The sequence below is a fragment of the Paenibacillus sp. FSL H7-0943 genome (genome assembly GCF_037963265.1).
In the GTDB taxonomy this organism is placed as follows: Bacteria; Bacillota; Bacilli; order Paenibacillales; family Paenibacillaceae; genus Paenibacillus_AQ; species Paenibacillus_AQ odorifer.
The window spans coordinates 5,263,302-5,287,425 of the sequence record NZ_CP150148.1 but is presented as its reverse complement, the minus strand read 5'-3'; the positions used below and the strand labels follow the sequence as shown (position 1 = coordinate 5,287,425).

Genomic DNA, 24,124 nt, shown 5'->3' with positions numbered 1-24,124 from the left:
GCTACTTGTCAGAACAGACTGCAAGCATTCGTATATCTTTGCAAAATGCGGGAGAAGCGCAATCGCTGTTTGGCCCGCAGGATGGATTCTTAAAAATCATCGAGAGTGAAATTCCCGCCATTATTGATTCGCGTGAAGCAGAGCTAACGATTCGTGGAGCTGAGCGGGAAGTAGACATGCTGGGGCAATTGTTTAATGTGCTACTGTCTCTCATCCGGAGCGGTTACATACTTACTGAACGTGATGTGCAGTACGCTGTGGAACTGGCGAAAGATTTTCGTGCTGATCAATTGCTCGATTTGTTCAAAGGAGAAATTACTACAACTTTCCGCGGAAAGCCTATCCGTGTCAAAACGGTCGGCCAGAAGCATTATGTGACAACGATCAAGAAGCGTGATATTGTATTCGGAATCGGTCCTGCAGGAACGGGGAAGACCTACTTGGCAGTGGTGCTTGCAGTTACGGCACTGAAAGAAGGTTCGGTTAAGCGTATTGTTCTTACGCGTCCCGCAGTAGAAGCAGGAGAGAGTCTAGGATTCCTTCCAGGGGATTTGCAAGAAAAGGTAGATCCATATCTGCGTCCGCTTTATGATGCATTATACGACGTTATGGGGCCCGATCAGGTGGCTAAGGCACTTGAACGGGGATTGATTGAGATTGCTCCGCTGGCTTATATGCGCGGACGTACATTGGATGATTCATTTATCATCCTGGATGAAGCGCAGAATACAACACCTGAGCAAATGAAAATGTTCCTGACCCGACTCGGCTTCGGGTCCAAAATGGTGATTACAGGTGACGTTACCCAGATTGACCTGCCCCGCGGCAAGAAATCCGGTTTGATTGAAGCCAAAGCGATTTTATCCGGCATAGAAGAACTTGGCTTTGTCTACTTCGCGGAACAGGATGTAGTACGGCATTCCCTGGTGCAGAAAATTATCGTTGCCTATGACCGCTCTGCCGAAAACCTCCAATAAAGGGGATTGTCTTCATGGCTTCAAAGCAACCATCTAAATTAAGCGGATTTGTATATACGAACAACGGATGGAAGTATAGCGCAGTGACACGCTATGCTCTTTTCCTGTTACTCGGACTAGTGTTCTACTTCAGCTTGTCACCAGAATTGCTACCTAAGAAATATGATATTAAAGAGAATACTTACAGTGCAAAGGAAATAACGGCACCGAAACAAATTAAGGACACCAAAGCTACGTTAAAAGCAGCTGAGGAAGCGGCCGAAAGCGTATCTCCCAAGTACAAAATTATCCCGATGAGGGCAGACAACCTAGTGACCTCGCTGCTGGACCGGATAGATCGCCTCAATCAGGATGATCTGATCTCGCAAAGCGATAAGACGGGGATTTATCGTGATGAAATCCCGCAGAGAGCCAGCGATTTCATCTTGAATTTCGTAGCTTCCAATCGGGGCAGCGCTACATATTCAGATCACCTCTTGGATGAAATGCAATCTGTCATCAAAGAGCAGACCTATGTCATTCCGGAAGAGACTTACATTAAGATTCCGCGCCTGACCTCTCAGGACATTATCGAGATGAAGCCTGTCGCCCGAGATATTGTAACTAGGCTGATGAATGATCAGATTACGGATGCGCAGACCGCTCGCGCCAAGGTAGCGGAACAGGTCAGTATTAGTTCTCTAAGCCAGCGTACAGCGCGTGAGGTTGTTCAGGAGCTTGTACGTCTTGTGATCACAAGTAACAAGTTCTACGATGAGGATGCTACCAAGGAAGCAAAGGTACAAGCCCGGGAGAACACACCTGATGTATTCATTGAGCAAGGGGACACGCTTGTTGCTAAGGGGCAGCTAATTACTCCAGAGCTCTACACTCTTTTGGATGAGAATGGACTACTAAGCAATGAGGTGAATTACTGGCCACAGTTAGGCCTATTGATTCTCTCTGCGATGCTCTCCGTCGGTTTGCTTGCGTTCATTCGTTATTCAGGCGGCACCTCAGGCTTTAAGTACAACAATTCTCAGCTATTGATGCTGGTGCTTGTATTTGTTATAACTATTATCTCTATGCGGCTGGCCGCTGTTTTGCAGACCGATGTCCGATCTTATATCGGATTCCTGGCACCGGTGGCGATTGGCGCAATGTTAATTGCAATGCTTCTGGACATGCCTTTGGCCTATTTCTGCTCCATTCTATTCAGTGTACTGGCGAGTGTTATTTTGAATGTGCAGCAGAACTCAATCTTTGATTTTAACTTTGGTTTCTTTGCTATCGTGGTTTCGTACGTGGCTATCTTTGCGACTCACCGTGCGGGTCAACGCTCCACGCTCCTTAAAGGCGGGATTATGGTATCGCTTTTTGGCTGTCTGACAGTCTTTATGCAAATACTGTTAGGTGGAGGAGCATGGAAAGAGGTAGGTACCTTGTATTCGGTTGGTTTTGCTTTTGCAGGGGGACTATTGACGGCAGTGCTTGTGATTGGGCTAATGCCTTTTTTCGAGGCAACCTTTGGTATTCTATCGGCATTGAAGCTGGTAGAATTGTCTAATCCAAACCACCCGCTGCTGCGCAAACTGCTTACCGAAACGCCGGGAACCTATCACCATAGTGTAATGGTAGGTAACCTGTCAGAAGCTGCCGCGGAAGCGATTGGAGCAGATGGGCTATTGTGCCGGGTTGGATCGTATTATCATGATATTGGCAAAACAAAACGTCCGTTTTATTTTATCGAGAATCAGAATAATATGGAAAATCCACATGACTCTATTGAACCGAAGCTTAGTAAATCTATCATCGTTGCCCACGCCCGTGACGGGGTGGAAATGCAACGAGAATATAAGCTGCCAAAACCAATCCGTGACATTGCGGAGCAGCATCATGGAACAACGTTCCTGCATTATTTTTACCATAAGGCACTGAAGCTGGCGGAAGAAAAAGGTGTCGAGCCTGATTTTACCGAGGAAGATTTCCGTTATCCTGGACCGAAAGCCCAGTCGAAGGAAGCAGCCGTTGTGGGAATTGCCGACAGTGTCGAGGCTGCAGTAAGATCATTGCGTAAGCCAACTGTTCTGCAGGTGGAAACGATGATTGAGAAGATTATTAAAAGTCGACTGGATGATCATCAGTTTGACGAATGTGATTTGACGATTAAAGAATTGGATATTATTGCACGGACTCTGAAGGAGACGGTTATGGGAATTTTCCATTCACGGATCGAATACCCAGAAGATGTGCGTAAGCCGAAAAAAGAGGAAGGGGCACCTAACCCATGAGTTTGGAGATCGTTTGGGATAACGAGCAGGAAGAATACGAGATAAAGGACGATCTCATTACGCTGCTGGAGAGCATTTTGCAAAAAGCAGGTGAAGCGGAAGGGATCGATCGGGGCGAGGTAGCTCTTACTTTTGTCGATAACGTTCGTATACATGAGTTGAATTTGGAATATCGGGGAATTGACCGTCCGACGGACGTGCTTTCTTTTGCTATGAATGAAAGCGGAGAGGACGAGCTGGACATTATATACGAGATAGAGGAAGGCGAGGCGCTGGAAGATGTTCCAGACGTACTTGGGGATATAATCATTTCCGTAACTCGTGCGCAGGAGCAGGCGCTGGAATATGGTCATTCACTGGAACGAGAGCTTGGTTTTCTTTTCGTTCACGGATTTCTGCATTTGTTAGGATATGATCATCAGGATGAAGTTTCAGAAGCAGAGATGATGTCCAAGCAAGAAAAAGTACTATCTCAGGTTGGGTTGACGCGCTAATGGTGAAGAACACGGCGGTAGGGCACAAGAAGTTCTGGCACTCTTTTCGGTTTGCATCGCAAGGCTTAGTGTCGGCATTCAAATCCGAGCTTAACATGAAGGTGCATTGCTGTTTAGCGGTGGTTGTGCTAGTAGCCGCTGCCGTGTTCAGACTTCCGCTGGCCAGTTGGATGTTGCTGCTGTTCTCGATCACGCTTGTCCTAACTGCCGAACTGCTCAATACGGCGATTGAAGCGACGGTTGATCTGATCTCGCCAGAGATTCATCCACTGGCTAAGAGAGCAAAAGATACCGCCGCAGGAGCTGTGCTTCTCACGGCGGTGTTTGCTGTCTTAGTCGGGATCTATGTTTTTTATCACCCTGTGATGGACTGGATTAGCGGACTTATGTCATAATCAGGATACAAAATCAATTCAGGGGAGAGGCGGACCCGCGTTTTGCGATTCCGCCTCTTTCGTTACTGAATAATTTGAAGTGAGTTATGTACCCGAATATATCTCATGAAGTACACTGATAAAATTTAGCGCACGCTGAGAAAATAACGATAAACGAAACTAATTAGATGTTTACGAAGTGAGTTTTGTGCGAAGAAAAATCAATGAAGTCAATACTCAACAAACTTTAGGAGGACAAAATATGGATTCTACTCTTCTTATGCAAGAGGCGATTAAAGCACGAGCAAAAGCTTACATTCCATATTCCCGATTCGGAGTGGGAGCTGCCCTTCTTGATCAGGATGGTCATATTCACCACGGCTGTAATGTGGAAAATGCTGCTTTTGGACCAACCAACTGTGCGGAACGGACAGCACTATTCCGTGCGATTGCGGATGGACACGCTGTTGGTTCTTTTAAAGCAATTGCCGTAGTAGCTGACTCTGACGGCCCCGTTTCACCTTGCGGTGTGTGCCGGCAAGTAATGATTGAGTTGTGTTCGCCGGATATGAAGGTTATTCTTGGGAACATGAAGGGTGATATCGTTGAGACTACGGTGGGAGAATTGCTTCCAGGCGCTTTTGGTCCCGTAGATCTGAAGCAAGGACAAGCTCCAGAATAAAATGAGGATTTGATTTAATGCCTGTGCCTGTTTAAGGGCAAATCAGGCATAGTTAGACGAAGGTTGCTACTTTAATTGCACAATGTACAGTTAAATTGCTACTCTTTCGCGACAAAAATGAATTTAGTTGCAGATAGTACAATTAAATTTATGATAAAGCCCATATTTGGCTCTTAAGACAGGATTTAATTGCACAAAATACAACTAAAACACCAAAAACATAAACTCAACCTAAAATTAGTTGTACAAAGTACAATTAAAAGTGTTCTAGTTCTACCAAGTTAGGCTAAACTGGTGCAAACTATGTGTTTTTAGAGTAACATTACGAGGTAAGCGCCACGGCAAAAGCCGTCAGCGATTTTAATTACGTAAGGTTACTTGTAACACAGCCTAAAGCCAATCATCTCAGTAATCTTTATTCATGGTGAGGGCAATGCGAACCGTGTGAATAAGCGACAGTGAAGCGTGTCCCCGATAGGGGAGGAAAGCGCTCATGCACCATAGTCCCTCTAATCCAGCCTAACGTTGCAGTTACGCCCATTTCCGGGTGTCCAGAGGGCCGGGGCCCTTGGGGTCCCCCTTGGCTAAGGGGGATTTAGGGGGATCGAAAAAGATCTTAAAAGATTTTCAAACGCAAATTTAGAAGGTAAGTATGGAAGGAAGATAATATGAAATTCAAATCAGGCTTTGTCGCAATTATCGGCAGACCAAACGTAGGTAAATCAACACTCATGAACCAGGTCATTGGCCAGAAGATTGCTATTATGTCGGATAAGCCACAAACAACCAGAAACAAAATCCATGGTGTTTACACAACAAACACTTCACAAATCGTATTCCTGGATACACCGGGGATTCATAAAAGACAGTCCAAGCTAGGCGACTACATGAACCAGACTGCAATGAGTACACTGGGTGAAGTAGAAGCAGTGTTATTCCTTGTGGATGCGTCAGAGGGCTTGGGCGGTGGAGACCGTTACATTGCCGAGCAATTAAATGGTCTGAAGACACCGGTGATTCTAGTGCTCAACAAGATCGATAAAATAGAGCCGGAAGCTCTGCTCCCGCTTATGGCTCAATATAACAAGCTGCATGATTTTGCCGAAATTATTCCGATTTCTGCGAAGATGGGCAGCAATGTTAACACGCTGTTAGAGCAGGTTGCCAAGTACTTGCCGGAAGGCCCTCAGTATTATCCGGAAGATCAAATCACGGATCACCCCGAGCAATTTGTCTGCGCGGAATTAATCCGGGAGAAAATTCTGCATTTGACTCGTGAAGAAGTGCCGCACTCTATTGCTGTAGCCATCGAAGATATGAAGGTTGAGCCTAATGGAGTGGTGCATGTTTCAGCTGTTATTTTTGTTGAGCGTGATTCGCAAAAGGGAATTATTATCGGCAAGCAAGGGGCAATGCTGAAAGAGGTCGGCAGACGGGCTCGGACAGATATTGAGAACCTGCTGGGTTCGAAGATTTTTCTGGAGCTATGGGTAAAAGTGAAAAAAGATTGGCGCAATCAGGACCGCGTTCTGCGGGATTTGGGCTTCCATAAAGACCTTTAAGTTAATTCCGTTATTCCTCGTTTGGTAGGAATTGCAAGGATAGAACCTGCTCCATCGCACCATCCTAATTCTTGATAAGAGACATCGTCTTTCCCAAGAAAGGATGAATACGAATGCGAAACTTTTCGTGGAAGTATTTTGCAATGACAGGAGACGTCGATGCTTACCTGCTGTATAAGGAAGCTGGCCATCCGCTTGAAGATAGTGGATTACAGCTAGTGGAGGAAGAGAAGGCCTGTGATGAAGAAGCGCAATAAGGACTGGTTGCTTGCCGAATGGTTGGGGGAAGAGGCATGCTACACAGGGTGGAAGGGATCGTCATCCGCAGCATGGACTACGGCGAGGGGAACGCAATTATTACGCTTTGCACCGAGAACGCGGGAAAAGTAGGGGTTCTGGTGCGTGGCGCAAAGAAGGTCAAAAGCCGCCATGCTGCATTGATCCAACTGTTCACCGTTGGGGAATTTGTTTTTTTTAGAAATAATGGAGGACTTGGGACACTGAATTCTGGCGAAATTACGAAGTCGCACCATCCGCTGCGTGAGGATTTGATCAAAGCTGCTTATGCGTCTTATGCGTGTGAACTACTTGATCGTGTTCTGCATGATGAGGAAACGGGAAGCTTCTGGTTTCGCCAGCTTACGGCCTGTCTTAATGCACTTGAAGAGGACAAGGAACCCGGCGTTATCATAAATGTCTTTGAAATGAAAATCTTACAGGCAGCCGGTTATGGTCCTGAATTCGATTCTTGTGTAATTTGTGGTGCCGAGAAGCCGGATGATCAACTGCTGGTCAGCCCTCGCCTTGGTGGAGCACTGTGCCGCAGTTGTAAACATAATGACCCTCCAGCCATGGAGGTCTCTGCTCGTGCGTTGAAGCTGCTGCGATTATTCGCCAGACTTGACCTGACTAGACTAGGCAATGTGGATGTAAAGGAAAGCAGCCGGGATGAGCTGAAAAAAATTATGCGGGCCTTTATGGATGTGCAACTCGGATTAAAGCTGAAGTCACAAAGTTTCCTAGACCAGCTCGACAAGTACAAGATTTGACGAAAGCTGATTTTTCCGTTACTATAGGATCAGTTTATTATATGATCGTCGTTATGCTCCAAATGGGGAGAGGCGTGCATTGATCGGGAAAGTAGTGGACTGTATTGTCGTTATTCAGCGAGCTGGGGGCAGTGGAAGCCTAGCGGGACAACGTTCATGAACATGGCACCCGGGAGTACGAATGCGGCGAATGAAAGTGGATTTCGTTCTTGTTTTGGCAGCAAACTTGCTTATACAAGGTATGAAATCAAGTAGGGTGGAACCGCGGGAGAATAAGTTAAGCTCTCGTCCCTATGTCTGTTAATCAGGCATGGGGGCGGGGGCTTTTTGTTGCTGTCAGGAGCTAAAAGTGCCGCCTCCATGGTAGAAAGTTTTAGGCAAGCTGTTGTAAAAAACTTGTAAAGCGAAGGAGACGGTATTATGAACTTCCAGCAGATGATTTTGACACTGCAGCAGTTCTGGGCTGAACAGAACTGTATCATCGTACAGCCTTATGACACAGAAAAAGGCGCCGGCACGATGAACCCTATGACTTTTTTACGCTCGCTAGGTCCTGAGCCTTGGAGAGTGGCTTACGTAGAGCCTTCACGTCGTCCCTCCGATGGTCGTTATGGAGAGAACCCGAACCGTCTGTATCAGCATCACCAATTCCAAGTAATCATCAAACCCTCACCAGATAACATTCAAGAGATCTATTTGGATAGCTTGAAAGCACTCGGTATTGATCCGCTCTTGCATGACATCCGTTTTGTAGAGGATAACTGGGAGAATCCGTCACTGGGCTGTGCGGGTCTGGGATGGGAAGTATGGCTGGACGGTATGGAGATCACTCAATTTACTTACTTCCAGCAGGTAGGTGGCATCGAAGCTAACCCTGTTGCTGTAGAAATCACTTACGGGATGGAGCGCTTAGCCTCTTACATTCAGGATAAAGAAAATGTGTTTGATCTTGAATGGGTAAGCGGTATGACTTATGGTGATGTTTTTCATCAGCCGGAGTTCGAGCATTCTACCTACACTTTTGAAGTATCGGATGTAAAAATGTTATTCTCGCTGTTCAACATGTATGAAGAGGAAGCACGTAGAGCGATGGAGAAACATCTTGTGTTTCCAGCCTACGATTATGTGTTGAAATGCTCACATAGCTTTAATCTACTCGATGCGCGTGGGGCAATTAGTGTAACTGAACGGACTGGATTTATTACCCGAGTGCGTAATCTTGCCCGCTCCGTAGCGGCAACATATCTTGAGGAACGCGAGAAGCTTGGCTTCCCGCTGCTGAAGAAAGAAGGTGCTGACCGTGTCTAAAGATATCCTGTTTGAGATCGGTCTGGAGGAAATTCCTGCACGTTTTATCCGTGCTGCGATGGAACAGCTGCAAGATAGAATGTCCAAGTGGTTGGATTCTGCACGTATAAACCATGCTGGAGTTACTGCATATGCTACGCCACGTCGTCTCGCTGTATTTGTTAAGGACGCGGCTGAGAAGCAAGAGGATATTAGCGAAGAGGTCAAAGGACCTTCACGCAAAATCGCGCTGGATGCTAACGGCGACTGGAGTAAAGCTGCGCTAGGATTTGCCCGCAGTCAAGGTGTATCTCCAGAGCAATTTACATTTAAAGAACTAGCTGGCGTGGAATATATTTATGCCACAAAAAATAGTGCGGGTGTAGAGACTGCTTCTTTGCTCACAGAAGGACTTCTGGGTATTGTAAATGCAATGACTTTCCCGAAGAACATGCGCTGGGGAGCTTACGATTTTAAATTCGTTCGTCCGATTCGCTGGATGGTTGCTCTTTTTGGTAAAGAGATCATTGATTTGGAAATTACGGATGTAAAAGCGGGTAATGTGAGCCGTGGACATCGTTTTCTGGGTACAGAGACTGTAATCTCGGAGCCTGCGCAATATGTGGAGAGCATGCGTGCGCAGCATGTACTTGTGGATGTGAAGGAACGGGAAACGCTTATCCTAGATCAAATTAACAAATTGGCTGAAGAGAAAAGCTGGACGATTGCGATTAAAGAAGATCTTTTGGAAGAAGTACTGTTCTTGGTAGAAACACCAACCGTGCTCTTTGGAACCTTTGATCCATCTTTCTTAGAGATTCCTCAGGATGTGCTGATTACCTCGATGCGTGAGCATCAGCGTTATTTCCCTGTTTTTGATGCAGCTGGCAAGCTACTGCCATTCTTTGTAACTGTACGTAACGGGAATGCAGAATCCTTGGATGTTATCGCTAAGGGAAATGAAAAAGTGCTTCGTGCTCGTCTATCAGATGCCAAATTCTTCTATCAAGAAGATCAAAAGATGAAGATTGACGATGCGTTAGCCAAGCTTGAGAACATTGTTTACCATGAAGATTTGGGCAGCGTAGGGGATAAGGTGCGCCGTATTCGCCAAATCTCTGATCGTCTGGCTGTGAAGCTTGGACTATCAGCTTCTGCTGTGTCCGAAGTAAGTCGCACTGCGGATATTTGTAAATTCGACCTTGTAACACAAATGGTTTATGAATTTCCTGAGCTGCAAGGAACAATGGGTGAAGATTATGCACGTAAAGCAGGCGAGCCTGAAACTGTGGCAAAAGCGATCTTCGAGCATTATCAGCCACGATTTGCAGGAGATGCTGTACCTTCAACAGAAGCAGGTTCAGTTGTCAGCATAGCGGACAAAATCGATACGATTGTTGGCTGCTTCTCCATCGGCATCATTCCGACAGGATCTCAGGATCCATATGCCCTGCGCCGTCAGGCTGCAGGTATTGTCCAAATTGTGCTTGAGCATAAATTGCCAATTACGCTGCGCGAAATTTTTGAAGCGGCGATTGAAATTCATGAAAATTCAGGAAATACGAAACATTCTGGAGATGAACTACGTATAAACCTGTACGAGTTCTTCGGTCTGCGTGTAAAACGTCTTTTATCTGACAATGTACGCTATGATGTTGTGGACGCTGTTACAGCGGCTGGTTTTGACGACGTGGTAGATGTTGTGGGCAGAAGCCGTGCTCTTATGGCTGCTGTGTCCGACCAAGCAGATTTCAAGATTACCGTAGATTCGCTTACTCGTGTCAGTAATTTGGCAAGTAAAGCAACCAGTGAAGTGATTGATCCTGCTTTACTTAAAGAAGATGCTGAATTGCAGCTTTTTAATACATGGCAGGAGCTTCACGCACCTTACCTTGAAGCTATGGCGGCAAAAAATGCCGAAGAAGCACTTCGGATTCTTTCGGGTCTAAAAGACGCCGTTACAACATTTTTTGATTCCGTTATGGTTATGGCGGAGGACGAGCAAGTGCGTGCTAACCGTTTGGCTCTGCTTGCTGGTATTGATGCTGACTCCAAGTCGTTCGCTGATTTTGCGAAGCTTGTCTGGTAATTTTAATCAAGAAAATTTGAATCTTATGGTATAGAATGTTGGTTTGGGGTATAAATATACGGAACGGTGCCAATGCGTCATTTGACATCCGTTCCGTATTTATGCTTAGAAAGAAGGATTTCTTGCGGAGAGGGCGTATATATATTACACGGGAAATTGGTGATGATCATGGAGAAGTCCCAGTCTAGAACGATAGTGGTGGATGGGGATGCTTGTCCGGTCAAAAAAGAGATCGCTGAGGTAGGTCGCACCTTTGGTGTTCCGGTACTTATGGTATCTTCTTATGACCATGCACTGAAAGCTGAAGAGGGTGTAACGGTTGTGCAGGTGGATCGAGGAGATCAGAGTGCCGATCTATATATTGCCAATCATATTACTGCAGGAGATGTGGTATTGACTCAAGATTATGGTCTTGCGGCACTTGCACTAGGTAAACGATGCAGTGTGCTTTCATTCCGTGGGCAGGAATACGACAATTTCAAGATGGATTTTATGCTGGAGGGTAGACATGCCAGGGCCGTGGAACGAAGACGGGGACATTATTCAAAGGGTCCAAAACCCATAACGGCAGAAGAAAAAACTTATTTTCAACATAAACTGACAAAACTTTTAATACTTTTGCAGGAGAATGTGGAGCAATAGCGAATTATATTTATTTGTTAAGAGATGAAGGTGGTTGAAGTGGCTAGCGGACACGGGAATATTCCGGAAGAGGTTATCGAAAGCGTGCTTGCGCGTCATGATATAGTCGATACAGTCGGTAAGGTTGTTCATTTGTCCAAGCAGGGGAAATATTTATGGGGCCTCTGCCCGTTCCATTCGGAGAAAACCCCTTCCTTTACTGTTACCCCCGACCGGGGAGTATTTCATTGCTTTGGCTGCGGTATGGGTGGAAATGCCATCAAATTTAGGATGGAAATCGAAGGATTAACCTTCCCCGAAGCTGTCAGAATAATGGCTGAAGAAAGTGATATTCCCGTTCCAGAAGGTAAGGGAGGTATGATGTCTCCCCCTGATCCGGAACGCGACCGGTTGATTCAAGCTTATGAATGGTCGGCAAAGTTCTATCATTACTTGCTGAAGAACACGGAACACGGCAAAGCCGCTATGGACTATTTAAGAGGCCGGAACTTCAGTGATAAAATGATTGACCAGTTTCAGATCGGATATGCTCCGGACCGCTGGGATACTTTGCTGCAGTTTTTGGAGAAACGAAATTTTGACCTTGCGGAAATGGAGAAAGGCGGACTTCTGTCAGCCCGCGGTGAGGGCAAAGGCTACTTGGATCGTTTCCGTGGCCGGATTATCTTTCCGATTGCCAACCGTACAGGCAAGGTAATCGCATTCGCCGGAAGAATACTTGGAGAGGGTCAACCTAAGTATTTAAATTCTCCGGAGAGTAGATTGTTTAACAAAAGCCGGATATTGTACAATTTGCACCAGTCCAAAGCATCCATTCGCAAAACTCGACAAATCGTCCTGTTTGAAGGATACGGAGATGTCATCTCATCCTGGGAAGCGGGTGTGCATAACGGCGTAGCAACGATGGGAACGTCCTTGACGGAGGGTCATGTGGCACTGATGAAGAGCCTGGCTGATGAAATTATACTGTCTTACGACGGTGACCGGGCGGGACAAGCAGCAGCCATGAAGGCCATTCCGATGCTTGAAGGCAGCGGCCTGCGTGTAAAGATCGCCTTACTGCCAAGCGGGGTGGATCCGGATGAATTTATCTCCAAGCATGGAGGAGAAAGATTTAAAGATCAGGTTATTGATTCAGCAGTTTCATCCATAAAATTTAAGCTTATATATCTGAAAAAAAACCATATACTCCTAGAGGAAGATGGCAAAATCGCCTATGTCAAGGAAGCCTTAGAAGTTATTGCTTCACTGCATTCCTCAACAGAGCGAGAGGTTTATCTGAAGGAAATCGCTGCTGAACTCGAACTTTCATATGATAGTTTGAAGCAGGATTGTAATTTACTTAGGGCATCGATGCAAAAAAACATCCCTGAAGGGGATAATAACGACAAAAGGTGGAATAATGGTAGGCATAAAAAAGGGCAGGTGCAGACACCGACCTTACTACCCGCTTATCATGTCGCGGAACGGCGTCTATTGTCCTTTATGATTCAGGACCCGGAAGCCGCCACGTATGTGGGCGAACGCCTCGGAGAAGATTTCAACATCGTTGATCATGCGGCAATTGCTGCTTATCTATATGCCTATTACGCGCAAGGCAAACCACCCGGCATTAGTCGGTTTCTATCATCACTTCAGGATGATCGTCTGGAGAAAACTGCGACATCAATATCCATGATGGATACCCCTCCGGACTGGAATATGCAGGTTCTAGATGATTGTATCCGTGAAGTGCGGAAATACCCACTGCAACGCAAAATGGAACAGAAGCGTGAAGAGATGATTCAGGCTGAAAAGTCAGGTGACTTTTTGCGTGCGGCACAAATAGCAAGTGAGATTATAGCCCTAGAGAGACAATGACATGTTGACAGGATGTACCTAGGGAGGAGGGAGTCGAATTATGGCGAACGATCAGCATACTGAATTGGAAGCAGAATTTACTTTGGATCAGGTGAAGGATCAGCTCATTGAGCAAGGTAAGAAAAGATCATCATTAAATTACAAAGATATTATGGAGAAATTATCGCCGTTTGATCAAGACCCCGAGCAAATGGAGGAGTTCTACGAGCAACTCAGTGATTTGGGAATTGAGGTTGTAAACGAGAACGATGAAGAGGTTAACAGCCTCCGACCAAGTGAGGATAATGAGGATAAAGACAGCGATGATTTCAGCTTTGATGACGATCTGTCACTGCCACCAGGGATCAAGATTAATGACCCTGTCCGTATGTATCTAAAAGAAATCGGACGCGTTCCTTTGTTGTCGGCTGACGATGAAGTTGAGCTTGCTATGCGAATTAAGAATGGCGATGAAGAAGCTAAACGCCGTCTTGCAGAAGCGAACCTGCGTCTCGTAGTAAGTATCGCGAAACGTTATGTCGGACGCGGTATGCTGTTCCTGGATCTGATTCAGGAAGGTAATATGGGTCTGATCAAAGCAGTAGAGAAATTTGACCATAACAAGGGATTCAAATTTAGTACGTATGCTACTTGGTGGATTCGCCAGGCCATCACTCGTGCGATTGCGGATCAGGCGCGTACCATTCGTATTCCTGTACACATGGTGGAAACGATTAACAAGCTGATTCGGGTTTCTCGCCAATTGCTGCAAGAACTGGGACGCGAACCTTCCCCAGAGGAAATTGCGGCTGAGATGGAACTGACGGTTGAGAAAGTTAGAGAGATCATGAAGATTGCCCAAGAACCTGTATCCTTGGAAACACCAATTGGTGAAGAAGATGACTCTCATCTAGGAGACTTCATTGAGGATCAGGAAGCATTGGCTCCTGCGGATGCAGCGGCTTATGAACTCCTGAAGGAACAGCTGGAGGATGTGCTGGACACGCTCACGGAGCGTGAAGAGAATGTACTTCGTCTGCGTTTTGGCCTTGATGATGGACGGACAAGAACGCTTGAAGAAGTCGGCAAGGTGTTTGGTGTTACCCGGGAACGGATCCGCCAGATCGAAGCCAAGGCATTGCGCAAACTTCGTCACCCTAGCCGCAGTAAACGGCTTAAGGATTTCCTTGAATAGTATTTCATGAACTGGACCTTCTGCTGCTCAGTGGCAGGAGGTTCTTTTATTTGAATTTACGCTGGTAAAAAATGTGTTGACCTTGTGTATCTGGAAAGAAGGATGAGCCAGTGAATTTGGAAAAACGCGACATCATTATAAAAGAGATTCAGTATTGGAGAAAAAGCCGGTTGCTGCCAGAGCAGTATTGCGATTTCTTAACCAATCTGTATGACGATGAGGATGCGAATAAGGATAACAATCCAATTTCGCTGAGAAATTTACAGCAGGGAAGCATCAAAATTTGGCTGTTTTCTTTTGGAATTATTTCCTTGATTTTCTTGATTAGTCTTTATTTTAGCGTTTTTCCCTGGCCTTTGCAACTTGCAACCGCACTATCTGTATTAATTATTTGTTATGGATACTCCGCCGTTTATGAGGACCGGAACAATGTTATCAGTCTTATCCTAGCGGGGCTGGGCAGTGTTTTAACGCTTGGTTTTGGGCTATGGCTGATTGATTTGCATGATCTGGATCCTCAGCTCTGGAGGCCTATTCTAATTGGGTGCTGCGGCTTGTTATGGTGTATTTTGGGATTTTTACTCCGGATAGGTTTGTTGCAGTACTGTGGTTTTGCTTTTTGGGCATTACTGTATGCAGGGTTCTTCGGTGGAAGAAGCCCGGAGGCCTCTATATTTGAACTGGAGTTCCTATGGCTGCCATTGTGTGTGCTGATGGTATGGTTAAGCTGGCTTTTGCATCATAAGGTAAGAGGTGTTGCCAGTGTTTATTTTGCAGTGGGAGTATCGCTTTGGATCATGCCAGAGCTTGACGCTCTTTTATTAAGACAGGATTATCCGCAGTGGATTTCATTGATGCTGATCCTAAAGATTGCAGCAGGGTTAGCTTTGTTGTTTGGGTTTCGAAAAAAATGGATAACGTGGGTGGCAACATGAACAATGTGAAATTATCAGATCGGCTTCAGCAATTGCTGGAGCAAATTCCGCAAGGAAGCAGATTAGCAGATATCGGTTCCGATCATGCCTTGCTTCCTGTGGCCGCTGTCGAAAGCGGTAAGGCTGTGTTTGCAATTGCAGGTGAAGTAAACCCGGGTCCCTTTGATGCTGCTTGTAAGGGCGTTGCAGAGGCTGGACTAGGGAAGGTGATCTCGGTGCGCCGTGGAGACGGCCTTGAGGTTCTGGAACCTGGTGAAGTCAATTGTATCACGATTGCTGGCATGGGAGGCGCATTAATTGCCGCGATTCTGGACCGGGGTCAAAGCCAGGGTAAGCTAAAAGAGGTTACAACCCTTTTGCTTCAACCGAATGTAGGCGAGGATATTTTGCGCCGCTGGTTATTAAATAATAAATGGGTACTCGTAGCTGAGAGAATTTTGGAAGAAGACGGGAAGCTATATGAAGTATTGACGGCTGTACCAGAAAATACGGAAGCTGGAATTACAAATGAAAGTGTATATCGTGAATTAACCTTGGGGGATTCCGCTAAAGTCCTTGGGCAAGAGGCCTTGCTTCAAATGGGACCATGGCTGCTTCAAGCACCAAATGCTGTGTTTTTTGCTAAGTGGCAGGGTGAGATTCAGAAATTGGAAGGCATTTTAACATCGTTGTCACGTTCAGAACTCGAATCTGCTGAGCATAAACGGAAACAGATTCAAGGTCAGATCAGGGAAATTACGGAGGTGCTACAATGTTTGCCAAGGGACAAACAGTAATTCAGTATATGGAGCAACTGGCTCCTAAGCATTTAGCTGAGGATTGGGATAAAATTGGTCTTCAACTGGGCACGCTGCAAAAAGAAATCACTAATGTATTAGTTGCTTTAGATGTGAATGATGAGGTAGTTGAAGAAGCGATTCGTCTAGGCTGCAATTTGATTATTGCGCATCATGCGATTATTTTCCGTCCATTGCAAGGAATCCAGACAGACACACCGGCGGGCAAAATGTATGAAAAATTAATTAAGAATGACATTGCGGTGTACATCAGCCACACGAATCTGGATGTCACCGAAGGTGGAATGAATGATTGGATGGCTGAAGCTCTTGGCATAGAAAACGGAGTACCCATCAAAGACATTCACTCCGAGCAATTATCAAAGCTGGTAGTATTTGTGCCGAAGGATCATCATCAGAAGGTTCTGGATGCTATTCTGAATGCTGGAGCAGGGGCAATTGGCAACTATAGTCATTGCAGCTTCAATATCGAGGGATACGGTACTTTTATTCCAGGAGAAGGCACGGATCCTTATATCGGGGAAAAAGGTAAGATGGAACGTGCCGAGGAAATTCGTATTGAGACGATCGTCCCGCACTCCATCCGCAATAAAGTGGTGCAGGCTATGCTTAAGGCCCATCCTTATGAAGAGGTTGCCTATGATTTGTACTCAATGGATCTTAAAGGCCGCAGCTTAGGACTTGGGCGGGTAGGAAAGCTCAAAGAGCCTACAACCCTTGGACAATTCGTGGAGACGGTAAAAAAAGGTCTGAAGGTAGACCATGTACGGGTTGTTGGTGATTTGGACCGTCCGATTCGTAAAGCTGCTGTTCTCGGTGGCTCGGGTGGAAAGTATTATAACAGTGCTATTTTCCGCGGTGCGGATGTCCTGGTTACTGGGGATCTGGATTATCATACAGTTCAGGATGCTGCGCTCGCCGGAATTACTCTGATTGATCCGGGACATAATGCGGAGAAGATCATGAAAGAGAAAGTAGCGGAGTGGATGGCTGGAAAATTGGCCGAGCATAAGTATGATACAGCTGTGCATGCTTCGCAGGTGAATACGGAGCCATTTAAGTTCCTATAAAATTGCCATTTAATAATGCTTGTGCCAGACATGTGATGTCTGTATAATATATAATGTTGTTCGGAAAGTTTGACAGACAATCGCCGGTGACGTGAAGACGTCACGGGAGGAAAGTCCGGGCTCCATAAGGCAGGATGCTGGATAACGTCCAGTCGGCGCGAGCTGAAGGATAGTGCCACAGAAATGGACCGCCGATGGCCGCCTTAGGGCGGCACAGGCAAGGATGGAACCGAGGTGTAAGAGACCCCGAGGAACGCTGGTGACTTCGTTCCTGGTAAACCCCATCTGGAGCAAGACCTAATGAGACGCAGCTGAATAAGCAGCCTTAGCCTGAGGCGCGTCTAGGTTGGTCGCTGGAGCTGTGCAGTAATGTATGGCCTAGATAGATGATTGTCGCTTATGGTGGGAGGGTAGTTCCCGATCGAACCACGACGAGCACAGAACCCGGCTTACGGCAAACTTTCCTAACTGCAACGTTATAATAACAACACCATACAAACGGCGACGTATCCCGGTAACCCGGCTTACGCCGCCTTTTTTGTTGCAAACAAATGCGGATACGGCAAATATATAAAGCAGTAAATGCGATAACATGCAGGGATTTGGAACGTGATATGCAAAAATTAGACTTTTTAGAAGAATTGCTAGCGGCTGATGGGCTGATGAGCTGATGGCTGGTGGTTGATGAGCAGATGGCTGGTGGTTGATGAATAGATGGCTGGTGGTTGATGAATAGATGGCTGGTGGTTGATGAATAGATGGCTGGTGGTTGATGAATAGATGGCTGGTGGATGATGAATAGATAGCTGGTGGATGATGAATAGATGGCTGGTGGATGATGAGCAGATGGCTGGTGGTTGATGAGCAGATGACTTGTGGTTGATGAATAGATGGCTTGTGGTTGATGAGCAGATGGCTGGTGCTTGATGAGTTGATAGCTGATAGCTGATGGATGATGGATGATGGTTGATGGTTGATGGTTGATGGTTGATGGTTGATGGTTGATGGTTGATGGTTGATGGTTGATGGTTGATGGTTTGATGAGCTGATATGCTAACGGACCGAGATGCAGCTATTTGTGTATTTTATGCCTTTTTGGAGGAGTTTCGGACTGGAGAGCCGTTATTCGGCATAAATAGGGTGGATATCGGGCGTTTTGGATCGAATAGTGACTATGGGGTCCGATAGCAAACCAAATGAGCGGAATTGATGCAAATAAGAGCGCTGGGGTCCGATACAAACCTCCAGAACTCCAGAACTCCAGAACTCCAGAACTCCAGAACTCCAGAACTCCAGAACTCAGAACTCCAGAACTCCAGAACTCAGAACTCCAGAATTCAGAACTCCCGAACTTCCGAACGCCATGGTTACTTTGACGCCAGAATTAGACTAGTAGCTAGCAAACTGTAACAATGCGGAGCTTGGCTAATCTTCTGCGGAAAGATTGGAGTTAGTAGCGAAATATCAATTGTAACCTCTGGCTGTAACTTCCTGTGAAATCGGAGTTAATTGAGTGGTAGATGTGTTGAGTAACTAGAGGATGTTTGGTGATGCGGAAAGCGAAATGTGGGAAATGGGATATATGACGCGCAAATTTGCTGAATGCGAAATGAGATGTGTAGAAATGCGAATGTGGAAATACGAAATGAGATGTGCAGGAACGCTGAAATGTGGAAATACGAAATGAGATGTGCAGGGACGCTGAATGTGGAAATACGAAATAAGCTGTACAGAGGCGCTGAATAATGGCAATTCGAAATGTGACGAGCAAAAATTGCTGAATGTGAAATGTGAAAATACGAAATGAGCTATGTAGTGCCACAAAAGTAGAAATGCTAAATGTGATTTGCAGAAATGCGTAAAGGTCACATTCTGCAAATGCGCAAAAGTGAAAGCTCAGAAATCTGCTCACAAAAAACGGCTTCCCCGTCCAATAAAGGATGGAGAAGCCGTTTTATTTTGCCATCGTAGGTATTGATTACGAGCAGTTGTTTACGACCGAACGATGTTTTGATTTTGCTGCCATTGTACCAATGCTTTCTCTAGACGTTGGACAGCAACAGGAACTTGCTCTGGTGGCGTGTGTGTGAAGTTAAGGCGCATTTTGTTTTTGTGAGGCTCCGCTGAATAGAATACCTCTCCGGGTACGAACGCTACTCCGTTTTCCACTGCCAGCGGGAGTAATTCCTTAGTATTGATCTCTTCGGAAAGGGTAAGCCATAGGAACATGCCGCCTCTTGGCTCGAGGAAATGTGCTCCTTCCCAGTTATGTGATCTGAGTTCCGCGGACAGGAGCTTCATACGCGAATAATACTCTCTTGAGATGAGGCGGATATGCTGCTCAATATCAAAATGCAACAGCAGTTCATCTAAAGCACGCTGGTCGATGGTGCTGGAATGCAGATCGGCTGCTTGTTTTGCCTTGGCGATGGTCTTGATTAGTTCGGAATCGCCGATAATCCAGCCGGTGCGTAGGGCAGGGGCGACGATCTTGGAGAAGGTCCCTGTGTAGACTACACAATGATCCCCGCCAAAGCTTCTATCGATGGAGGCTAATGAAGGTGGATATAGAGTTTTATCTTCATCAAAGGTTATTTCTCCATAGGGATTGTCCTCTAGAATAAGAACACCGTAACGGCGGCAGATTTCAACCACCTTCTCGCGGCGTTCTTTACTCCATGTTGCTCCAGACGGATTGTTGAAGGTCGGAACAGCGTATAGCAGTTTTGGTCGATGTATCCGAATCTGCTCTTCCAACTGATCCGGTAAAATGCCATATTCGTCGTTTGGTATCGAATGAATAGCAGCCCGGTAAGAACCGAGCACCTGTAGTGCTGCCAGATAGGTGGGCGCTTCCACAAAAACTGCATCGCCGGGATCCAGCAATATTTTGCATAACAGATCTATAGCTTGCTGTGAGCCTGTAGTCAATACCATCTCAGAGGCTGTAACCGGGATGCCTTGCCGGGTAAGCCTTTCAGCGATTTTGTCACGTAGTGGAGTAAAACCCTCGGTAAGCCCATATTGAAGCGCTGAGGTGTCGCTGGAGAGCACACGATTATAGGCATCACGTACGGCCTCCAAGGGAAACAAATCCTCCCCAGGCAGCCCGCCTGCAAGTGAAATAATGTCATTGCCTTGTGTAACTTTTAGAATCTCCCGAACTGCTGATGATCCTAGATGATTGGCTGCCGTTGAGTATTTGATATCCATAAATTAGTTCTCCACCTTTCGATTTGATGCTATCATAATAGGAGTGCTGTATAACAGTAAAGCGTTGAATATAACAGTGGAGGTGAAGGGTTCATGCATATCGATTTGAATCGCAGCGGCAGCAAAACTCTGCCCCATCAAATTAGTGAAACCCTCAGTCAGCGGATCTCATCAGGACTGCTTCAGCCAGGTGTCCGGCTGCCCTCCGTTAGAAGTCTAGCTATAACCTTGAACGTGAGTCAGGTTACAGTAAGCAAGGCTTACGATATGCTTGAGAAACGAGGACTTATTTACTGCAGACAGGGTAAAGGGTGCTTTGTAGCCGATCCAACCCATAATAGACGTCAAGAAGAGGGTTGCTGGCAGGATTTATATGATGATTATTTGCCGCGGGCTCAGCTTTGGCGGAATTTTGATGTTTCAGAAGTGAAATATCCCTTTCATTTAGCCGCCATCCACAGTGAGCTGCTGCCACTTCAAGATATTGGTGACACCTATGCATCCTTGGTCAAAGAGCAACCGGAGCTTATGGCAACCTACGGGAATTTTCAGGGAGATCTTGAGCTGCGGAATGTCATGAGAGAACATTTGAAATCGCGTGGGATTTCACTCACTTCTTCCGATTTGATGATAACCAGCGGGACCCAACAAGGCATTGATCTGGTGGCTCGTACATTTGTTGGTCCTGGAGATACAGTCTATCTTGAGGCGCCTAGCTATACTGGTGCTATTGATGTTTTTGCGGGACGAGGTGCAGAGATGATTTTTGTGCCTACGGATAGTGAAGGGATGCGAGTGGATGTTCTTACAAAAATGTGTGATCAAAGACCTCCAAAGCTAATTTATACCATCCCTACTTTTCAAAATCCAAGCGGCGTAACTATGAGCATCACAAGAAGACAACGACTGCTGGAATTAGCGCGCAGCTACCGTTGCCTCATTGTTGAGGATGACCCATTTAGTGATTTATATTTCCATGCACCACCACCTAGGGCGATTAAATCAATGGATCCCGATGGACATGTAGTCTATATGAAAAGCTTTAGCAAAGTACTTGCACCTGGTTGCCGAATCGCCTGTGTGGCTGCAGAAGGAAATATTCTGTCCCGGCTGATCGCCGCTAAATCTGCGAGTGATCTAGGAAGTCCCTTGCTGACACAGAAGGCCGTATTACCCTTCATCGCTGAAAAATACGACGCCTACGCAGCACAGCTACGAATTACACTCCGTGGTCGTATGGAAAAGGCGGCGAAGCTTCTGAAGCTGTACGCGCCGCCTGGAGTGAACTATATTCTACCAGAGGGAGGACTTAATCTCTGGCTGGAGCTGCCCCCTTCTCCTGATATCGCAAGCCTGCATGACTTGGCGGAGCAGGAGAGCATTTCTTTTTTACCCGGTGATGTCTGTTACTCTGCGGAAACGCCTTCCCGCCACATCCGTCTTTGCTATTCGCAAATGAAGGAATCGGAAATGGAGGAAGGGTTACAGCGGTTTCTGCGCTTACTTGGCCGGTTTTTGCAATGACACGGTTATGGGGTGTTATTTGTTCTTTGTTTTAATTGATTCATTTGCTGGCGTACATGTTGAGGAAAAAGCTGCAATGGAACTTGATTGCCGCTTGCCGCTTGTAGCGTTTTATAAATATCGACCTGACCCCAGCCAAAGTATTTATCATGGCCGGAAGTTCCCAGATCAACAGCGTTTTTGGTCATAAGGTCCATAACTTCCTTATTCGTCAGATTAGGATTCAGTGAACGTACCAGACCCGCCAGCGCAGCGACATGGGGACTGGCCATCGACGTGCCGGATAAAGCGGCATACTGGCTGTCCGGATAGGTGCTTGCGATGCTTTCTCCGGGTGCAGCGACATCAATATAATCGCCGTAGTTGGAGAAGGAGGCTTTTTCCCCTGAGGCATTTGTAGCAGCCACTGCAATCACTTCGGGATAAGCTGCAGGGTATCCAGGCCGTTCTGTATTATCATTGCCTGCTGCAGACACAAGCACGATGTCCCGGTCATAGGCGTATTTAATCGCATCATGGAGGAACTGCGAGTCGGCATAATTCCCTAAACTTAAGTTAATAACCTTTGCGCCATTGTCAGCTGCCCATATGATACCTTCTGCTACGGAATAAGTCGTTCCGGCACCTGAGTTATCTAGCGCTTTTACAGGGAGGATCTTATTGTACCAGCTGATGCCAGCTACACCTTCCCCGTTGTTAACAAGTGCGCCAATGATTCCAGATACATGTGTACCGTGACCTACATCATCCTCGGGTGTGGAACCATTGGTAATGGCATTGTAACCAGTCAAAAGCTTACCTTGTAAATCAGGATGATTAATCTGTACTCCCGTATCGACTACGGCTACAACCACTTCTTTGCTGCCTTTGGAAAGATTCCAACCTAGCTCAGTTTCAATCGCCGGGAGGTTCCATTGGTAAGTGGAGAATAACATGTCGTTAGGCGTGACAGTTCCTTCAGCGTTTTTAGTGATGGTATCATTGGTTAAATACATATAGTGAGGTTCCGTATACTCGGGATGCCATTTGTTGGTGAAATAGGATTTCAGCTGATAATAGGTCATCTTCTCAGAGCGAAAGATATAGGCATATCCCAGCTTGCGTGGCTGCTTGCAGTGGATATCGGCGGTTATCGTCTGGAGCTGTCCCTGAGTCGGAGCATTTCCCTTAAAACGGACTACAATTTCATTCTCATAAAAATGGCTGGCATTTTCGTTATCATGGCCGGTCTTGACTGTAATGTCCTTTAAGTTATCGGTATGGACTGATTCCACATGGTATTTGCCTTCCTTAGGATACGGAATGAGACGCAGGTTCTTCAGCTGATGGTCTGCCACACGCCCAAGCACCTTTTGGTTAATAAGAGCAATAATCCCTACATTTTTCTGTTTGTTCCGCTGAGCGATAAAGTAATATTTTTCTTTACCGATTGTAAACGTTGGAGATTCATAGGATTGATGACCGTGGATTGCTGATTTTGCCGTATTGAGATATTTTAGAAGCTGTTTGTTCTCCTGTTCGGTTCCTTTTGGAAAAGACGACTTAAAGGTCTCAGTCTTTTGTGTGCGGAAATCGATCCACATCAGCATGGAGATAAACCCGTGGTCTTGCTGCAATCGTTTCGCATACACTGATTTATCATGAATCGAAGACATCCCGTCTGTTTCAGACAGGAGTTTAGTTAAGTGTCTACTGACATCGACTCTATTCAGATGATCTGTCGCCTCCACATCCTGGCTTAAGGAGGTTTTCTTTAATGTTTTTTCCTGAGAAGGATTTGGAGGTGAATGCAAAGCTGAAGTTGGAGCCGGATTCTGAACAGCGACTTTTGCGGCCTCTCTGGTCGTCCCATTAGTGGCAGGGCGCAGGGCAAAGGTAAGTAACCCAACTGTAAAAGCTGCTGTAACCAAACCTGCAACTGTTAGATTTTTTCGTGACATGATTTCCGCTCCTCTATGCAATGTAATGTCTATAGGTTTAGAAGAGAGCGTATCTTTTATGCATCTTAGAAAAGGATACCTTCCTAACGTTTTTTATGATAATATCAGAGAGAATAAGTATCTCGAATTGTCTTCTTGATTTTGTAAGAGATACCTCATTAGATGTTGTTCTTAATAATTGTTCA

At 46.0% G+C, this 24,124-nt stretch carries 19 protein-coding genes and 1 other RNA gene; 18 read left to right on the top strand and 2 right to left on the bottom strand.

The window, feature by feature from the left end; genetic code table 11:
* The first annotated feature begins 5 nt into the window (after nucleotides 1-5).
* The 17 genes from NSQ55_RS23210 to rnpB all read left to right on the top strand — a co-directional run bounded on the left by NSQ55_RS23210 (nucleotide 6) and on the right by rnpB (nucleotide 17,729).
* Nucleotides 6-977, top strand: coding sequence for a PhoH family protein (locus NSQ55_RS23210; RefSeq protein WP_036683834.1), 972 nt, complete (start codon nucleotides 6-8; stop codon nucleotides 975-977).
* Nucleotides 978-991: 14 nt separating this feature from the next.
* Nucleotides 992-3,247 carry an HDIG domain-containing metalloprotein gene (locus NSQ55_RS23205; RefSeq protein ID WP_076185262.1) on the top strand — a complete coding sequence of 752 codons (2,256 nt, stop codon included), beginning with the start codon at nucleotides 992-994 and terminating at the stop codon, nucleotides 3,245-3,247.
* A complete protein-coding gene (ybeY, locus tag NSQ55_RS23200; RefSeq protein ID WP_339169327.1) occupies nucleotides 3,244-3,741 on the top strand; it encodes an rRNA maturation RNase YbeY in 498 nt (165 codons plus the stop codon). The genes NSQ55_RS23205 and ybeY overlap by 4 nt, the downstream gene beginning before the upstream one ends.
* Complete coding sequence (locus NSQ55_RS23195; RefSeq protein WP_076185260.1) at nucleotides 3,741-4,136, top strand: diacylglycerol kinase family protein; 396 nt, start codon at nucleotides 3,741-3,743, stop codon at nucleotides 4,134-4,136. Before ybeY ends, NSQ55_RS23195 begins: the two co-directional genes overlap by 1 nt.
* Before the next feature lie 241 nt (nucleotides 4,137-4,377).
* Nucleotides 4,378-4,797, top strand: coding sequence for a cytidine deaminase (locus NSQ55_RS23190; protein WP_076129005.1), 420 nt, complete (start codon nucleotides 4,378-4,380; stop codon nucleotides 4,795-4,797).
* 668 nt (nucleotides 4,798-5,465) lie between these two features.
* On the top strand, nucleotides 5,466-6,359 hold the full coding sequence (gene era / locus NSQ55_RS23185; protein ID WP_036683823.1) for a GTPase Era: 894 nt from the start codon (nucleotides 5,466-5,468) through the stop codon (nucleotides 6,357-6,359).
* A 113-nt stretch (nucleotides 6,360-6,472) separates the two neighbouring features.
* Complete coding sequence (locus NSQ55_RS23180; protein ID WP_076098533.1) at nucleotides 6,473-6,616, top strand: YqzL family protein; 144 nt, start codon at nucleotides 6,473-6,475, stop codon at nucleotides 6,614-6,616.
* A gap of 36 nt (nucleotides 6,617-6,652) precedes the next feature.
* Nucleotides 6,653-7,408 carry a DNA repair protein RecO gene (recO, locus tag NSQ55_RS23175; protein WP_036683821.1) on the top strand — a complete coding sequence of 252 codons (756 nt, stop codon included), beginning with the start codon at nucleotides 6,653-6,655 and terminating at the stop codon, nucleotides 7,406-7,408.
* Between the two features lie 420 nt (nucleotides 7,409-7,828).
* The gene (gene glyQ, locus NSQ55_RS23170; protein ID WP_036683820.1) at nucleotides 7,829-8,716 is read left to right on the top strand and encodes a glycine--tRNA ligase subunit alpha; all 888 of its coding nucleotides are present in this window, start codon (nucleotides 7,829-7,831) and stop codon (nucleotides 8,714-8,716) included.
* Nucleotides 8,709-10,784 carry a glycine--tRNA ligase subunit beta gene (gene glyS / locus NSQ55_RS23165; protein WP_076185259.1) on the top strand — a complete coding sequence of 692 codons (2,076 nt, stop codon included), beginning with the start codon at nucleotides 8,709-8,711 and terminating at the stop codon, nucleotides 10,782-10,784. Before glyQ ends, glyS begins: the two co-directional genes overlap by 8 nt.
* Before the next feature lie 162 nt (nucleotides 10,785-10,946).
* Complete coding sequence (locus NSQ55_RS23160; RefSeq protein WP_076103766.1) at nucleotides 10,947-11,426, top strand: DUF188 domain-containing protein; 480 nt, start codon at nucleotides 10,947-10,949, stop codon at nucleotides 11,424-11,426.
* Between the two features lie 39 nt (nucleotides 11,427-11,465).
* Entirely contained in the window at nucleotides 11,466-13,286 is a 1,821-nt protein-coding gene (gene dnaG, locus NSQ55_RS23155) for a DNA primase (protein ID WP_036683805.1), read from the top strand.
* Nucleotides 13,287-13,326: 40 nt separating this feature from the next.
* Nucleotides 13,327-14,460 (top strand): RNA polymerase sigma factor RpoD, encoded by a 1,134-nt coding sequence (gene rpoD, locus NSQ55_RS23150; protein WP_036683799.1) that lies wholly within the window; start codon nucleotides 13,327-13,329, stop codon nucleotides 14,458-14,460.
* A gap of 110 nt (nucleotides 14,461-14,570) precedes the next feature.
* Entirely contained in the window at nucleotides 14,571-15,395 is an 825-nt protein-coding gene (locus NSQ55_RS23145) for a hypothetical protein (RefSeq protein WP_339169325.1), read from the top strand.
* 5 nt (nucleotides 15,396-15,400) lie between these two features.
* Complete coding sequence (locus NSQ55_RS23140; protein WP_076192145.1) at nucleotides 15,401-16,171, top strand: class I SAM-dependent methyltransferase; 771 nt, start codon at nucleotides 15,401-15,403, stop codon at nucleotides 16,169-16,171.
* Complete coding sequence (locus tag NSQ55_RS23135; protein ID WP_076098536.1) at nucleotides 16,147-17,262, top strand: Nif3-like dinuclear metal center hexameric protein; 1,116 nt, start codon at nucleotides 16,147-16,149, stop codon at nucleotides 17,260-17,262. The genes NSQ55_RS23140 and NSQ55_RS23135 overlap by 25 nt, the downstream gene beginning before the upstream one ends.
* A 64-nt stretch (nucleotides 17,263-17,326) precedes the next feature.
* An RNA gene (gene rnpB / locus NSQ55_RS23130) (RNase P RNA component class A) lies at nucleotides 17,327-17,729 on the top strand.
* Nucleotides 17,730-19,254: 1,525 nt separating this feature from the next.
* Here rnpB and NSQ55_RS23125 read toward each other — a convergent pair.
* On the bottom strand, nucleotides 19,255-20,475 hold the full coding sequence (locus NSQ55_RS23125; RefSeq protein WP_076308222.1) for a PLP-dependent aminotransferase family protein: 1,221 nt from the start codon (nucleotides 20,473-20,475) through the stop codon (nucleotides 19,255-19,257).
* A gap of 93 nt (nucleotides 20,476-20,568) precedes the next feature.
* Between NSQ55_RS23125 and NSQ55_RS23120 the strand changes: the two genes are divergently transcribed.
* Complete coding sequence (locus NSQ55_RS23120; protein WP_339169322.1) at nucleotides 20,569-21,999, top strand: PLP-dependent aminotransferase family protein; 1,431 nt, start codon at nucleotides 20,569-20,571, stop codon at nucleotides 21,997-21,999.
* Nucleotides 22,000-22,004: 5 nt separating this feature from the next.
* Here NSQ55_RS23120 and NSQ55_RS23115 read toward each other — a convergent pair whose 3' ends face one another.
* A complete protein-coding gene (locus NSQ55_RS23115) occupies nucleotides 22,005-23,939 on the bottom strand; it encodes a S8 family peptidase (protein ID WP_339169321.1) in 1,935 nt (644 codons plus the stop codon).
* Nucleotides 23,940-24,124: the final 185 nt, after the last annotated feature.